This window comes from Pseudoalteromonas sp. SG43-5 (assembly GCF_014164345.1).
Lineage (GTDB): Bacteria > Pseudomonadota > Gammaproteobacteria > Enterobacterales > Alteromonadaceae > Pseudoalteromonas > Pseudoalteromonas distincta.
On sequence record NZ_JACJFA010000004.1, the window covers coordinates 85704 to 101594 of the forward strand.

Below are 15891 nucleotides of genomic sequence, written 5' to 3' on the forward strand. Positions count from 1 at the left end.
ATAGGAGTAAGTTTGTTATGTCGTTAGAAAAAGCCGTTACATGCGGTGTAGTAGGAAATGAAGTATCTAAACAGATAACCGGTAGTAGTGAGCCGTCACTCGGACGAACGGCTATTGCTGTAAGCTCTGGTGCTGTAGCAGGAGCTGCTGTATCTGGTGCGATAGTAGTTGGGTTAGGTGTGGCATCTGCACCTGTTACGGTGCCATTAGCTCTTGCTAGTGGCTTGTTGGCTGGAGTAGCGAGTTTATTTGATTAGAAGTAAACAAAGAACGCATTTATGCAGTGCGTTCTTTTTTTGCTTTTGTAGCGTAAATAGCGCTTCTCGTAATGCTATTTTGGGAACTTGCCATCCCTTATATACTAAGGGTTTGAGCTTATTTAGCTAGTTGAAGGTCTCAAAAGCGCGTTAGAACAATTTATGAGAAGCACAGGTCTTAGTTAAAGTATCACCTCTGACTATAACCAAAACAACGCTGCCCTAAGCCGTAATGCTTAGTTCTAAGCTTGGCGAAGTAACTTACTCGACAATAGAGAGCATGGAAGTTTTGAGCGAAATTAGGGTTATTAGCGTCAAGGTAATAGTGTGCATTATCTGGCAAATGAACAAATTCCATCGTTTCATTCAGCGTTAAGGACAACGCACTTGCCCAGGCCTTAGCTATTCGGGTAAACAAGTTATCGCTTTCTATATTTATTTTACCCGTACAGTGGTACCGGTCCTTATTGAAAAACAGTACAAGATGATAATGCTGATGGTGAGCTTCGTCCTTCTCTCTAGTCCAAATATATCTAATATTACATGGATGTGGAGTTTTACCATCACGAACTTTACGTTTTGTATCTGCTTTAATCTGCGCCTCAAGAGAAGCAATAAATCGTGTAATAATTTTATTGCTATCTAAATCAACTGTATTTGAATAAGCAGGTAGCCTTAAATCAATTCTGACTGCAAACGTTCTTTTATGTTCACTACATGCAGCATGCATTACTTTCTCAATAGCATTTAAGTAGGGAATAACTAGTCGCTGATCTACTCTAGCGAGTGTTTGATATTGCTTGTATGCAGGGTTTGTTGTTACTGGGTATTGGGTTGGGTTAGTCATTATCTTTTTCCTGTTATGTATTGGTTCATATCAGGTGTATGAGTCGTAGTTTTTTAATTGGTATTTGTTGTGATAATGACTTCGTTACTAGTAACTCTTATAAATATTACCAAACCGAGGATTGGGCTTGAAAAAAGTAAGCACGTATCAATGGAACATTTTTTTTAGCGCTATACATGCGAGCGTTATTCTCAATTAATTCTGCTCTGAAGTTAAAGTGTCTTTGTAAAATGCTTCAAATACTTTTGGATCAATATGAAATATATTGTAATTCCCATTTTTCAGTTGGCTTTTTGAGTCCATAAACGTCACTGTTCCATCATTACTATTAACTTTTTCACAGAGGTCTAGATTGGTAAATAAGATTAAGTTGTGAATTGATGTGACATCATAAAACTTTACCTTCGAATGAGTGCCTTCTATGAAGGCATTTATATAGTTACCTTTTTTCTTGAGTGAGTGTATAGAGCTAAGGTATTTCTCTATGTCCTCACCAACTTTCGGAGTGTCTTTTAGCGAATGAATTATAGAATATAAAATGTAATGAATATGTATATTAGCTAGATTTTTTATCAGGTACGAAGTTCCATGGCCTAAATTAGCGGCGCTTATTTTATAATCTGCAGGGCTGAAAATATGGCTAAAAGCATCTTTTTGGCTAACAGGTTTAATGTTAGTTCCACCATTTAGTAAATATGATAACCCCATAGAAACTAACTTAAGAAGGACTCCATCGAAGTAGCTAAAAACTTCTTTAGGCTGCTGACACAAAAAATTAAAGTCATGTTCAAGTGAATCTACTTCAAATCTTAATAATCTTAAAAAAATATTTTCACGTATTTTTTCAGAGAAGAAAAAATCTATCAGTGCCCCAGAGAAGTTATATATTTTTTTACGATTGGCATATGATTCTAAATTAGTCAATGAGGGAAATGTGAACAGGTATATGAATTTGTTATGATTATCTCCCATTATTTTAAAGCAAGACGAACGCTTAAAGTTGTTACCTCCAGTTTCAACAACGTTCCTTTTATTCTTGTCTTCAACTTTTTTTAAAGTACACCCTTTTATGGCTTTTTGAATGAATTTAAGGTCAATTAATTGAGAGATAGCAGTTTTAACCTCAGCATCTTTTAACCCACATGCTTTAGCAATGTTAGATAGTGTAAAATTAACAACATATCCAAACTCATCTTGGTTTAATACAAAGAAACACCATACTATTTTTACAGGCACTCTTAACTCTTCGTCCTTTAACTTTTTGTCCTTTATTCTTACAAGCTCTTTGCTGGGTAATGATTTAGTCATTTCTGTGTGTTCATCGTAGATAAAAATGTATGACTCAGCAGGTCGTCCTTTTTTAGAAAGTTCAGTTTTGTGCTTTAAAATTGCATTAATTTCTTGTAGCTCTTCTATTACTTTTTTAAATTTATTGTGTGGGCATCCTAATTCTATCAGATCAGATTTAGATAGTTCGTCTCCAATAGTTTTCTTCGCAATTAAACGAATTAAAACCCATTTTGAATATGCTGATAGACCTGTGGTTAAGTTGAAAAACTCACTCATTAGATTGTTTCCATGCCGTGTGTTGTTACCCTATAGTAGAGTAACAACAATTTAATTAACACAATAACAGGGTGTTATTTTGTAATTTTAAAAAGATGCGATATTTAATCTCAATTAGACTCTTATGTAGACTTTTTATTTATTTTAAAAATCTAATTTAGCCTCCAGTTGAGTGGATAGTTGAGGGTCTAATTTAGATGTTGATTAGTATCTAAAAGATATCTGGTGAGGTAGATTCTGACCGCAAAGCGGTTGCTTACAAATTGGTATTGGATTATTGTTTTCGATAACATCCGCAAACGGTAAAACACAGGGAAGAACTAATGACAGATCGGATTGCTAGCAAGAAAATTTTGACGTGGGTCAATGAAGATAATGAAGATTTGCGTAACTGGCTAGCATGCCGCTATGACAGTTACAGTAGTTATTTTAAATCTCCAGATGCCACATTAGATAGCTTTATTAGAGATGAAATAAAACGTATAAGTGATAATAAAGATAGTCAAAAAGTTAGTCTTGATAAGCTCTATAAAGCATGGAAAAGCTATGAAAGAGGCTTAAAGAATATCTCTAATAAAGTCTGTAAACTTCAGCTCGAGGTGTCTAAATCAGCGCGTGATAAACTAAAGACGTTAAGTGCAGCGGATGAAATATCTCAATCTAAATATATTGAAAAGCTAATTAATTACGCTAGAAAAAACCCTAAGCTGATTTCTGAAGATACAAAAGTACAAGAATCTTACAAACACAAACAGAGAGCTTTTGATGATAGCCTTGACTTAAAAGCTATAAGAGAAAACTTATCAACTATTGATGGTAAGATTACTAGATTATTAGATGCTTGGGAGGAGTAGGGCAAGCTGAGCTTTCTTTAGGCCGCCTTGGTTATTTTTAAAAATAAATAACTTTTAGTATACCTATTGGTATTCCTTGCGTTTATTTTTTGCGGTGTTTTTATTGTTAATCAGTGTGTTATTAGGTTTTTAAGAATCCCTCTCCCGCCCAGTTATTAATATCGAAAGGTAACAATAACTGGGTTTTTTAATGCCCTCAGAATGACTAATTATTTACTAAGCAAAGTGTCGATAACATGCCGACAAGTTCATGTTTTTCGATTGGTTTTGAAACGTAACCATCAAATAGCTGCCTGTATATTTCTTTTTGTTCTGTAAAAACATTAGCAGTTAATGCAATAACAATTTGTTCGCTATTAAGCGCCTTAATTTTTTTACGTGCCTGAAGACCATCCATTTTTGGCATTTGAATGTCCATAAAAATAATGTCTGGTTTGTGTAACTCGTATAATGAAATCGCTTCTAAACCATTGTTGGCAATAATAATGGTGGCTTTAGTTGGTTCAAGCATCGCAGCTGCAACAAGCTGATTTATTTTATTATCTTCAGCTAATAAAATAATTTTTCCAGATAGGTCAGGAAGCTCAATATTTTTGGTTGTTAATGTGCTGTCATCCACCTGCGCTTGTTTTAATGGTAAGTACACATAAAACTGACTCCCTGAACCTAACTGGCTTGTTACTTTAATTTCGCCATTCATAAGGCCTATTAATGATTTAGTGATGGGTAAGCCAAGGCCCGTACCACCATATTCACGCGTGGTTGATTGCTCAGCTTGTTCAAAGCGCTCAAACAATCGATCAATTGCTTGCTCAGAGATTCCAATTCCGGTGTCTGATATACAACAACATATTTTTTTCCGTCGGTTAGCCTAAACGTTACTGTAACGCCACCTTGAGATGTAAACTTAATCGCGTTAGATATTAAGTTTAAAAATACCTGTCTGAGTCTAACTGGGTCGCCCACCCAATGCTTGTGCTCAATATCAATCACAAATTTAAGGTAAATGTTTTTATCTGTTGCTTGCACACCTAAGTCTGACTCTAAGTGATGAATAAGTTCAAAAAAGTCAAAAGGCTTATTCTCTAATGAGAGCTTGCCGGCCTCTATTTTAGAAAAATCAAGAATATCGTTAATAATGGTGGTGAGTGCTCGAGTTGAATATAGTGATTTTTTTAAATACTCTTTTGATTTTTCATTAAGCGGTTGTTCTTGTAATAGTTGTAATGTGCCAAGTATACCGTTCATTGGGGTTCGTATTTCGTGGCTCATATTTGCTAAAAATTCAGACTTTGCTTGCGATGCTTGCTCAGCAAGTTCTTTTGAGTGACCAAGGGCTTGCTCGTGGTCAATTTGTTCTGTTAAATCGTAAGCAATACCTAAGTAGCCAACGGTGTCTCCTTCGTTATTTAACAGCGAAGTGACGCTTAAATTAACTTGTATTTGCTCGCCTGTAGAAGAAATGTATGTCCATTGATTAATATCTGGCTCTGTTGCTGTTGCTTTTAAGATAAATACTTCAAAACCAGGGGTGACAGGTTTATTTAATTCAGCACTAAGTAGTTTAGCCTTTTTTATAATTTCTTCTTTTAAATGAAATATGCCAGGGTTTTTAATGCCAATAACATCTTGCGCTTTGTAGCCTAATAACTTTTCAGAGGCGGGATTAAATAGAGTGATTAAGCCGTTTGTGTCGGTCGCAATAATTGAATAACTAGCACTGTTTAAAATACTTTGTTGGAGCATGCTCATATCGGCTATTTCTTGCGTACGTTGTTTAACTTCGCTTTCTAGTTTTAAATTTGCTTGCTGCAATGCGAGTTTATTTTTTTTAGCCTGAAGTGTTTTTCTCTTAATTCTTTGGTTTCTTCTAAAAATAAACAATTGCATTAAAAAAACTACAAACATACAGCCAATAGTGGCGAAAGAGCCATTAACAATGGCTTGATACCGACTAGGGAGATGAAGGTTATAAATAAAGGCGTCTGAGGCATCAATGGTAATTTTCCACGTTCTACCCATTAATTTTATAATTTTAGTTAATTGATAATCGTTAGTTTTGCTTTTTATGCCATAACTAAAAAAATCAGTCTCAGTATTGTTATTGATATCACTTATCGTTAGTTGATTTTCATCAAGGTGTGAAAGTGAGTCTAAAATTTTATCAATTAACAACGGCGAATATGCCCAACCTAAAAGCTCATTAAGGCGCTGTTTTTTATTATCAGAAATAGTAATGGTTTTATATATTGGCACTAATATTAAAAAGCCTTGTTGTGAGAGTTTATTCGCTTGTACTAAAGTCAGTGGCGCCGTTAATTGGGTTGTATTATTTATGGCAGCATTTAGTGCTGCCTGTTTGCGCATGCTCTCAGATCCAATATCTAATCCAATTGCTTGTAAGTTTTTTTGCTCAGGAAAAATATATTGAATTATAAAATGCTCATCACTAGTCGCTACGAGTGTATTCAAATTAAATGTCTGATCGGGTCTATCGTTTTTTGCATCATTCAAAAATTTATTTAATTGCTCAACGCCAACTTTTTTTATATAGCCAATACCATTAGCTCCAGGGAATTCTTTAGCGTAGTTACGGCTCCCAGAGTAGTTAGTTATGGCTTGATAGTTTAAGTTATTTGCACCTATCCCATGTACAAAGCCCTTTAAACCAAATAGCCCATATTGATACAAATCGAGCCTACTGTTAATACCTGTAGAAAGCGATGATAGGCGGTTATCAAGCGCATTGTTTATTTTATTTTTTATGGCTTCTTGGTGTTTAATATGAGCAAAGTAGGTAAGTATAATGCCCACAACTAATAAAATGACGTGAGGAAGCAGTGAGATTAATAACCCTTTATTAACCGGTCGTGCTTGAATCATTAATTAATCCTTTTTCATGAGTCGCAGTAAGTGTGTTTCTATTTTAATAACGTGATAAATATAGCACCTATTATTCAAGACACAACTTTGTTATTAATTGGAATGTATATATTTTATAGAGGTTTAGAGTAGGGGGAGTCTAAAAAGTTGATTTTAAGCCTCAAGATAAAACTAAAGTGCATATAAATATAATAATTTATAAATTCTGCATCACTTTATAGATACCAACAAAAGTAGTAGCAAAAGGTGCTGGTTTTTGTGCTTATTGATTTTTAGAAGAAATCAGCAGCTCATAACTTTACTTAGGTAAGTTTAAATCAAGTAAAATTAAATTAATATTATGATTTTTTTAAATAAAATTAGCGACTTAGATACGAGTGAGTAAGAGGTAATCTTTACCAGTTTTTACAATTCATCCGTAATAAAACAAACTCTTACTATTTTATAATATAAAAATTAAAACATTATAAATTTATATTGTTCTATATTTATTAGCATGAAAGAAAGGTAATTACTTGAAATGTAATTACCTTATGACATGTTTGCCGTGTAGGTCAAAAAGCATACACATCCCTATGTGCTGCACAGTAAAAACTTAAAAAACAAGGTAACGGAGATAACTATGGCTCACCGAGTATCTAAATTACTTGCGGCAACAGGCGCAGTATTAACATGCATTTCTATTCCTTCGTATGCTGCTGTTAATGGGCTGACAGAACAAGATGAATTTAATATAAAACTTAGATCAATTTATTTCGACCGTGACTACGATAACGACGCAAGTGACGATTCAACTTTTGCTCAAGGTATAGAGCTCAATTACACATCAGGTTATATAAATGATTTATTGAATGTGGGTGTATCGACTTACACCGTAATGAATATTAACTCTACAGGTTCAGCCGCAGGTAATATTTTACCAGCAGGTAATGAGAGTGGTGGAGTAGACGATAGCTTTTCTAAATTTGGTCAATATTTTTTAGATTTTAAATTGGGCAAAAACGGTCACGTTAAAGTAGGTGGGCAAAAAACCAAAAGCATGCTTTTAAAAAGCTCAGGCAGCCGTGCTATTCCTAATACTTTTCGAGGTGTTTTTGGCGATTACAGAATTGGCAACACTAAATTATATGGTTACGTATACGACAAATGGAGCCGTCGACATGATGAAAGATGGGAAGACTTTTCTACCGACCAATCGGCAGCTGGCGCCATTAGCGTAATTTGGGGCGTAGGTGCTACGCATAAAAAAGACAACATAACATTAGAGGCTGAATATTTAAATTCGCACAATTATCTAAGTAAAATGGGATTAAAAATCAGTTACGACATTAAACTTGAGCAAAGTAAGTTAACCCTTTCAACTGGCATATTTACCTCACAAGATGATGGTGATTTATTTGTAACAGGCGCAGAGGGCGGCGATTTAGATGATGAAGATGCAACTGGCGCTTTAACAGGTTTAACTAAAAGTGAAAACGATGGATTTGCCTATTACTTAGATGCTGATTGGAAAAAAGATATTTGGAGTGTAGGTGCGGCATTTACTAAGGTAAGTGATGCTTGGATTGAAGATAACTTTAGTGGCGATCATGGTACAAACCCATTTCCAACTCGCTCATTGATTGGTGCCGATTTAACAAATCAAAACGAGGCAACGTGGCAGGCACGTTTTGGCATTGATTTAAAAGCAGTATCGCCAGGTTTAACAACAAAGTTTTACTACACAAGCGGTAGCGATGCTGAAAACTCTGCGCTGGGTAAGTTAGCTGGCACAGCTGATGAAAAATATTGGGCTGTAGATACGCGCTATAAAGTTGAGAAAATAAAAGGCTTAAGTTTGCGCTGGTTATTTGTAGATTATACAACCGAAAAATCAGGCAGCGTTGATGGTGTTAAAGGCGACAGAGCCGACCACCGAGTTTATGTAGATTACACTATTAAATTTTAACATAACGTTTAATAAGCCAATGCAAATTTATACATTGGTTTTATTTCCTTTATTAATTACCACTATGATAAAACTAACAAATAGATAATAAAAATAAAGCTAATATATGTTTTCTCTTCAACAGTGGCAATCGCAGGGCCAATTCACTCATATTTCTGTCCATCAAATATTTACAAAAATAGCTGGTGATATAACTAAGCCTGCGCTGCTTTTAATACATGGCTTTCCAAGTGCTAGCTGGGATTGGGAAGGTATGTGGCAAACACTTAGTGAACATTATTTTGTAATTACGCTCGATATGCTAGGTTTTGGTTTGTCAGATAAACCAATAAACGCTACTTATAAAATTACCGAACAAGCCGACTTATATACCCAATTTTTAAAAACGTTAAATATTAATGACGTACATATTTTAGCTCATGACTATGGCGATACAGTGGCTCAAGAGTTATTAGCAAGGCAAGTGGTTAGCCAAAGTGACTTTAAAATAAACAGCGTGTGTTTTTTAAATGGTGGGTTATTTCCTGAGGTGCATAAACCATTATTTATACAAAAGCTTTTACTTTCAAAGCTAGGTTGGATAGTGCCAAAATTAATGAATAAACAAAAATTTGCCAATAATTTAGTTACTATTTTTAGTAAAAGTACACCGCCCTCAAAACAAGTGGTAGACACACTTTGGGAGTTGCTAATTTATAAAGATGGTTTAGCCGTTATGCCTAAACTCATTAGCTATATAAAGCAGAGGCAGCAAAACCGAGAACGCTGGGTTGGTGCTATTGTAAATAGCCATATACCACTTACGTTTATAGCAGGCGCAGTAGATCCGATTTCTGGTAAGCACATGATTGAGCATTACAAACAGTTAATACCAAACGCGAGTGTTAAAGAGTTCTCAGAGCTTGGCCATTATCCACAAGTAGAAGATGCAAATGCTATAACGCAGGCGTATTTGAGTTTTAGAAACGGGTAATAAAAACGCGGCTACTAAATTAAGTGCCGCGCTTATAAATTAAAGAACTCTGAGTATTTAGGCTTTACACCTTAGTATTTTTTCTTTGGTGCTTTTAATTGTTTTTCAAACTCATCAGAAAACAATATTGTGCCATCATCTTCTTCAGTAGGAAATGCGGCAATGAGTAAGTCATCTTCTTCAAGACCTGGTGTCCAGCGACTAAACCAGTCTGCAAGAGGAATTGCTTTAGCGCTACAACCCGCCCATTCGCCAGTAGCCCATGCCTCTGCAAATTCACGAGTTGGCCAAACAGGCACACAATCGTCGTCTTCATTGGCAAGCATAACGCAGCCATCATCGTCGTTTAAAATCCATACTTGTTTAAATTCTTGCACGGTTTCGAACATGTAAGCTAAGCGTTTTTTTGCCCCAAGGCCTAAAATTACTGCTTGTTGTTCGGTTGCATTTTCGCTCGTCATGATTGGCTCACTCTCGTTGCTGTCGATATTTAATATATAGCGTACAAGTATATCGAGTTATATGACAGAGTGTTGAAAAGTTATTATTTAATTTCATTAATGCAGATCTAATTTACATATTGAGCAGTATAATTCCTCACTAATTTGAGCGATCATTCAAAATAAGCTTGAATGTTTGTAAAAAGGCCACATTGTAGTAAGCATATACTTAATGAAGGATTGAAAAATGACTACTGATTTACTTGCTCCGTTTAAACTAAATAACACAATTGAGCTTCAAAACCGTGTACTTATGGCGCCACTAACTCGTTGCATGGCTGACGATAACTTAGTGCCAACACAAGATATGGTTGAATATTATGCTCGCCGTGCCGAAACTGGCTTAATTATTAGTGAAGCAACTATTATTCGCCCAGACGCGCAAGGTTACCCAAATACTCCGGGTTTATTTACCAGTGAGCAAATTCAAGGTTGGAAAAAAGTAACAGATGCAGTACACGCTAACGGCGGCAAAATGTTTGCACAGCTTTGGCATGTTGGTCGTGTTGCACATCCTCACTTTTTTGATGGCGATGTACTGGCACCATCTGCAATTGGTGTTGAAGGTTCTGTACCGCGCATGCGTGAGCTTACCTACATCACTCCAAAAGCAGCCACTACAGATGACATTAAATCTTTAGTAGCCGATTACGCAAAAGCGGCAGAAAACGCAATTGAAGCAGGTTTTGATGGTGTAGAAATTCACGGCGCTAACGGTTATTTAATTGACCAGTTTTTACATCATGCTGCAAATACACGCAGCGACGAATACGGTCAATCGCCTGAAAATATGTCGCGCTTTGCATTAGAAGTAACAGATGCGGTTATTGCAGCTGTTGGCAACGAGCGTACTGCACTTAGATTAACACCGGGTGCTTACTTTAATATGAGTGAAGATAACCGTGATAAAGCGGTATTTGACTACTTACTACCAGAACTAGAAAAAAGAGATTTAGCGTACTTACACGGCGGTATTTTTGACGACAGTACAGCGTTTGAGTCACTTGAGGGTAAAACTACATCTGAATTTTTACGTGCAGGCTACAAAGGTACATTAGTAGGTGTAGGCAGTTATAGTTTTGAGACAGCAAAAGAGGCCATTAACGACGCTAAGTTTGATTTAATAGCGATTGGTCGTCCACTTATTGCGAATCCTGATTACGTTAACAAAATTGCAAACGGTGAAGAACTAGTTCCGTACAGTGATGAAATGCTTGCCGAACTAAAATAAAGTACTATTTGTAAAAAGTTTAGAAAATAATTAAGACACTCAAGATAAAACCTTTGAGTGTCTTTTTTTGTACATATCCCCGCCATAAATCTCCCATATTTGTTTAACTTTTATGTAAATAAAGTTCATCCTCGTTGTCATATTTAAAATTCATACTGTGTCCGTTTTCATATTTCATAATTAAAATCAAACGGGACAACAATGTACGCTTTAAAAAACAAATCACTTTTGAGCATTGCTATTGCCATGGCTGTATCAACATCCGCTTACGCAAACGATAACGATAACGAAATTGAAGAAATTACAGTAACGGCAAAACCAACAAGTTACGCAAACAATGTTATTGAGCCTGCAATGCTTGAGCAACAAAGTTCTGTATCGAGCATATTATCGGTTATTGATAACTTACCGGGTATTAGTATTAACGAAGGTGATGCATTTGGTGGCGATGATTGGTCAACGACTATTACAATGCGTGGTTTTAGTATTGACTCAAACCAACAACAATTAGGTATGACTGTTGATGGTATTCCCAATGGTGGTTCTAATTATGGTGGCGGTGCTAAAGCTAATCGTTACTTGGAGAGCGAAAATTTAGCAACGGTAGAGGTTGGTCAAGGGACGTCTGACATTAAATCGGCTTCACTTGAAGCGCTTGGCGGTACATTTAATTTTGTAAGTAAAGCACCAAGTTTAGATAAAAGCACCACTTTTGCTTATACCTCAGGCAGTCACGATGCCACACGCTATTACGTTAAGCACGAAACAGGTACGATTTTTGATAATACACAAGCGTATGTAAGTTACTCGCAAACCGATACAAGCCGTTGGATTGGCTCAGGTAGTAATGGCGGGAAAGATAACCAACACGCTGAGCTTAAATTTGTAACTACGCTTACGGATTTAACCATTACTGGTCGTTTATCTTATGATGATGTAAGCGAGACAAACTACAATAGTGTAAGTATTGAGCAGTTTGAGCAAACACCAGATTGGGATCAGCTGACATGGAATTGGACTGGTGCCCCACATTTTGACCAAATGTTCGCAGAAGGCTGGGGTACGCTTCGCGAAAACACTTTAGCGTATTTAAAATTGGAATATGCACTTTCTCCAACATCACTTATTACCGTTAGCCCGTATTATCATAAAAATTCAGGGCGTGGGGATTGGATCCCACCGTATTTAACGACCCCTGTTGATGAAAATGGTAATCCAACAACTGAGGGCGGAACAAATGCTGGCTCTTACGGATTTGCTGATAGTGAAGGGAATCCGCTTGCACCAAACGAAGAATGTACGGCAAGTTTAAGCTGGCCATGGGAATCGGGTCCTGGTTTAAATCCTGCGTGTTACGACGATACAGCAACACCTGTTATGTCGTATCGCCATACGCATTACAAAAAAGACCGCCTTGGTTTAACGGCAAACTACCAAGCCACTTTTGGTATGCATGATATAGAAGCAGGTTTATGGTATGAACAAAGTGACCGTGAAGAATCTCGTGATTGGCACAAGGTAATTGATGCGCGTATTTATCATCACTTTGATAGCACTCCATACTGGACACAATACAAAAACACTTTTGAAACTGACACTCTAAAATGGTATGCGCAAGATTCAATGGCGCTTGGTGATTTTACACTTAACTTAGGTGTTAAAAAGTACCTTGTTGATATTGAAAAGTATGATCATTATCAAAATGCAACCACAGCAAAAATAAATAGTGATTCAGACATATTGTTCAGTGGCGGTATTTTGTATCAGTTAAATGACTCTACAGAGTTATTTACCAGTTACAGCGAAAATTTTGCGGCTATTAAAGACGGTGTACTAGAACGTGATAGCTCGGATTTATCAGCCATCGAGCCTGAAACCGCTGAGAATATTGACCTTGGTGTGCGCTATCAAAATAATGCGTTAAAACTAACAGCAACAGCGTATTCAATAGAGTTTGATAACCGTATTACCTTTATTGCACCTGGTAGCGATACAGGCGGTATTGATTACACAATAGGCACTAATGGCTCTTACTTAAATGTAGGTGGTATTGAGTCTAAAGGTTTAGAGCTTTCTGCAAGTTATATGCTTAATTCAGAGTGGAATATATATAGCTCGTATACAAATAACGACTCGGAGTACAAGGGCGACGCGCCAGGCTTTGAAGCAGGTGACAAAGTAATTGACTCAGTCGATGACTTATTCGTGCTATCGACAGACTACTACAGTGGGGATTTTCGTTTTGGGTTGTCGGCTAAATACACCGGCGAACGTGGTGAGGTTGACGGCTACACTGTGCTGGATTTAAATGCAGGTTACTCAGCAGAAGTAAATGCAGGCCCATTTAAAGCACTAGATATTGCATTTGTAGTTTATAACGTGACAGATAAAAGCTATTTAGCTGGCGGTACAGGCAATGGTACTACTTACTTTATAGGTGCTCCGCGTACAGCGGCAGTGACTTTAAGTGCTACTTTTTAATACTCAAAGTACGCAACTTATTATTCAATTATGTTAGTAAATCTCTTAACCAGAGTTCAGGTTAAATAGTAAATATTTTAAAGCCCATCACTGATGGGCTTTTTTTAAAAGGTACACACATATTATGAACTCAGTAATAAAAGTAGTGGTATTTAGCTTAACTGTATTATTAAGCAATGCGGTTAATGCAGCGCAAAATGTAGTGCTGGTAACGCTTGATGGAGTACGCTGGCAAGAAGTATTTTATGGGGCTGATAATAGCTTAATTAATAATACTGATTTTGTTAAAAAGCCAGAGCAATTAAATACGCAATTTTGGGCAAAAACAGCAAATGAGCGCCAGCAATTACTAATGCCTTTTTTAACGCAAGTAGTGGCTAAAAAAGGGATTATAATTGGCGATAGAGCTAACGGCTCTACTATGTCGGTAAGTAACCCGTGGTATTTTTCATACCCTGGTTATAACGAAATACTCACCGGTGAAGTTGACGAAAATATAAATAGTAATAACAAAGTGCTCAACCCAAATAAAACTATTTTAGAGCGTTTAGATAAGTTACCTGAGTTTAAAGATAGCACAGCCTTATTTGGTAGTTGGGATGTATTCCCATACATTGTAAATACTAAGCGCAGTAACGTGTATGTAAATGCAGGTTTTATGTCAATTGAAGAGAATTTATTCACAGATGCGCCACTGTTAAATGCGCTACAAAACGAAATCCCCAGTCCTTGGTATAACGTACGACTAGACAGTTTTACATATCGCTTTGCTAAAGCGTATATGTTGGCTAAAAAGCCTAAGTTGTTAGTGATAAGTTTAGGCGAAACCGATGACTTTGCGCATGATGGTCATTACGATCAATACCTTAAATCGGCAAGGCAAAGTGACGCGTTTATAAAAGACTTATGGGCAACCATTCAAACTACAGCGGGTTATAAAAATAACACCACACTAATTATTACTACTGATCACGGCCGTGGCAATAATGCCAACGATTGGCAACATCACAGCTCTAAACGTGCACTTGCTGAGCTAGAGTTAGGTGAAAATACCTACCCAGAAGGAATTGTCGGCTCTGAACATATTTGGCTTGCAGCCATTGGCCCCGCAATAAAAGGTAGTGGCTTAATTAAAACTAAAAATGAGCTTAAACAAGCGCAAATAGCGGCGACCGTTTTAAAGGCGCTTGGGCAAAACCCAAATGAAATAAATTCAAATATGGCGCCTGCTATTAGCGAGATTTTAAAATGAAGAACCTATTAAAACCATTAACCCTATTTGCCTTGGTGTTGAGTTTGGTTATTAGTACAGGTGTTACTGCCGCGCCATCTAAAATCCTATTTGGTTCGTGTGGGCATCAAGATAAAAACATACCCATATTTAATACAATTAACAAAGAGCAGGGGGATTTGTTTATATTTTTGGGTGACAATATTTATGGCGATACCAACGATATGGATGTACTTGCCGAAAAATACCAACGTTTAGGGGCAAAGCCTGGTTTTAAAACGTTGAAAGCGCAAACGCCTATCATTGCTATGTGGGATGACCACGATTATGGCCAAAACGATGCAGGCAAAGAGTATCCGCATAAAGAGCAATCACGCCAAATTATGCTTAATTTTTGGGATGAACCTGTAAACTCAGTGCGTCGCACTCGCCCTGATGGAATTTATACCTCGTACATGTATGGTGAAAATGAGCAAACCATACAAGTAATAATGCCTGATTTACGTTGGAACCGTGATGCGTTAAACCATGTAGGTGAGCTTGAATACTACACTAAACGTAAGTTAAATAACCAAGGCCCGTATAGTCCTAGTGAAGTGAAGGGCGCATCAATGCTAGGTGAAGCCCAGTGGCAATGGCTTGAACAAGAGCTTAAAAGGCCTGCTGCAATTAAATTGATTGCCTCAAGCTTACAGCTTTTACCCGATTTTACAGGTTGGGAGTCATGGGCAAACTTTCCTGAAGATAGAAACCGTTTATTTGCATTGATTAAAAAGCATAAAGTAAATGGGGTCGTGATCATCAGCGGCGATACGCACTGGGGTGAAATATCAAAGTATCAGCAAAACCTTGATTACCCATTAATTGAGATGACCAGCTCAGGCTTAACTGAAAAATGGAAAGACGTAAGCCCTAACAAGCACCGAGTAGGGAATTATACTCATAACGTAAATTACGGTGATTTAAGCATAGACTGGCAGCAAACTGATCCCACTATTTCACTTAAATTAAAAGGCATTGATGGCCAAGTAATAATGCAAAGTGACTTTAGTTTATCAAGTATTAGCCCTTATAAATAACATTACTCTATAAACAAAAACGCACAGTGATCAAAATTAAT

13 protein-coding genes are annotated in these 15891 nt (G+C 36.8%); 8 read left to right on the forward strand and 5 right to left on the reverse strand.

Annotated features, from left to right (window positions below; genetic code table 11):
* Window positions 1-17 precede the first annotated feature (17 nt).
* A complete protein-coding gene (locus H5161_RS05910) occupies window positions 18-257 on the forward strand; it encodes a hypothetical protein (protein ID WP_138488857.1) in 240 nt (79 codons plus the stop codon).
* Between the two features lie 190 nt (window positions 258-447).
* Here H5161_RS05910 and H5161_RS05915 read toward each other — a convergent pair whose 3' ends face one another.
* Together H5161_RS05915 and H5161_RS05920 are read right to left on the reverse strand one after the other, a co-directional pair.
* Entirely contained in the window at window positions 448-1104 is a 657-nt protein-coding gene (locus H5161_RS05915; protein WP_149602875.1) for an inovirus Gp2 family protein, read from the reverse strand.
* 195 nt (window positions 1105-1299) lie between these two features.
* A complete protein-coding gene (locus H5161_RS05920; RefSeq protein ID WP_182768906.1) occupies window positions 1300-2670 on the reverse strand; it encodes a hypothetical protein in 1371 nt (456 codons plus the stop codon).
* Between the two features lie 323 nt (window positions 2671-2993).
* Here H5161_RS05920 and H5161_RS05925 point away from each other — a divergent pair, with 323 nt between their 5' ends.
* Window positions 2994-3524 carry a hypothetical protein gene (locus H5161_RS05925; protein ID WP_182768907.1) on the forward strand — a complete coding sequence of 177 codons (531 nt, stop codon included), beginning with the start codon at window positions 2994-2996 and terminating at the stop codon, window positions 3522-3524.
* Window positions 3525-3729: 205 nt separating this feature from the next.
* Here the strand turns inward: H5161_RS05925 and H5161_RS20090 are convergent, their stop codons facing one another.
* Both H5161_RS20090 and H5161_RS05930 read right to left on the reverse strand, forming a co-directional pair.
* Window positions 3730-4320, reverse strand: a complete 591-nt coding sequence (locus tag H5161_RS20090) for a response regulator (protein WP_259398675.1) — start codon at window positions 4318-4320, stop codon at window positions 3730-3732.
* Window positions 4233-6407, reverse strand: coding sequence for a CHASE domain-containing protein (locus tag H5161_RS05930; RefSeq protein WP_259398676.1), 2175 nt, complete (start codon window positions 6405-6407; stop codon window positions 4233-4235). The genes H5161_RS20090 and H5161_RS05930 overlap by 88 nt, the downstream gene beginning before the upstream one ends.
* 622 nt (window positions 6408-7029) lie before the next feature.
* Here H5161_RS05930 and H5161_RS05935 point away from each other — a divergent pair.
* Entirely contained in the window at window positions 7030-8355 is a 1326-nt protein-coding gene (locus H5161_RS05935; protein WP_182768908.1) for an OprD family outer membrane porin, read from the forward strand.
* Window positions 8356-8461: 106 nt separating this feature from the next.
* Window positions 8462-9328 (forward strand): alpha/beta fold hydrolase, encoded by an 867-nt coding sequence (locus tag H5161_RS05940; protein ID WP_182768909.1) that lies wholly within the window; start codon window positions 8462-8464, stop codon window positions 9326-9328.
* 71 nt (window positions 9329-9399) lie between these two features.
* On the opposite strand, the gene H5161_RS05945 is transcribed toward H5161_RS05940, so the two are convergent.
* Entirely contained in the window at window positions 9400-9789 is a 390-nt protein-coding gene (locus H5161_RS05945) for a DUF2750 domain-containing protein (RefSeq protein ID WP_024599157.1), read from the reverse strand.
* 226 nt (window positions 9790-10015) lie between these two features.
* Here H5161_RS05945 and H5161_RS05950 point away from each other — a divergent pair, with 226 nt between their 5' ends.
* The 4 genes from H5161_RS05950 (at window position 10016) to H5161_RS05965 (ending at window position 15850) form a co-directional block, all read left to right on the forward strand.
* Window positions 10016-11059, forward strand: coding sequence for an alkene reductase (locus H5161_RS05950; RefSeq protein WP_182768910.1), 1044 nt, complete (start codon window positions 10016-10018; stop codon window positions 11057-11059).
* A gap of 201 nt (window positions 11060-11260) precedes the next feature.
* Window positions 11261-13540 (forward strand): TonB-dependent receptor domain-containing protein, encoded by a 2280-nt coding sequence (locus H5161_RS05955; protein WP_182768911.1) that lies wholly within the window; start codon window positions 11261-11263, stop codon window positions 13538-13540.
* 124 nt (window positions 13541-13664) lie between these two features.
* Window positions 13665-14792, forward strand: coding sequence for an alkaline phosphatase family protein (locus tag H5161_RS05960; protein WP_182768912.1), 1128 nt, complete (start codon window positions 13665-13667; stop codon window positions 14790-14792).
* A complete protein-coding gene (locus H5161_RS05965; protein ID WP_182768913.1) occupies window positions 14789-15850 on the forward strand; it encodes an alkaline phosphatase D family protein in 1062 nt (353 codons plus the stop codon). Before H5161_RS05960 ends, H5161_RS05965 begins: the two co-directional genes overlap by 4 nt.
* Window positions 15851-15891 lie beyond the last annotated feature (41 nt).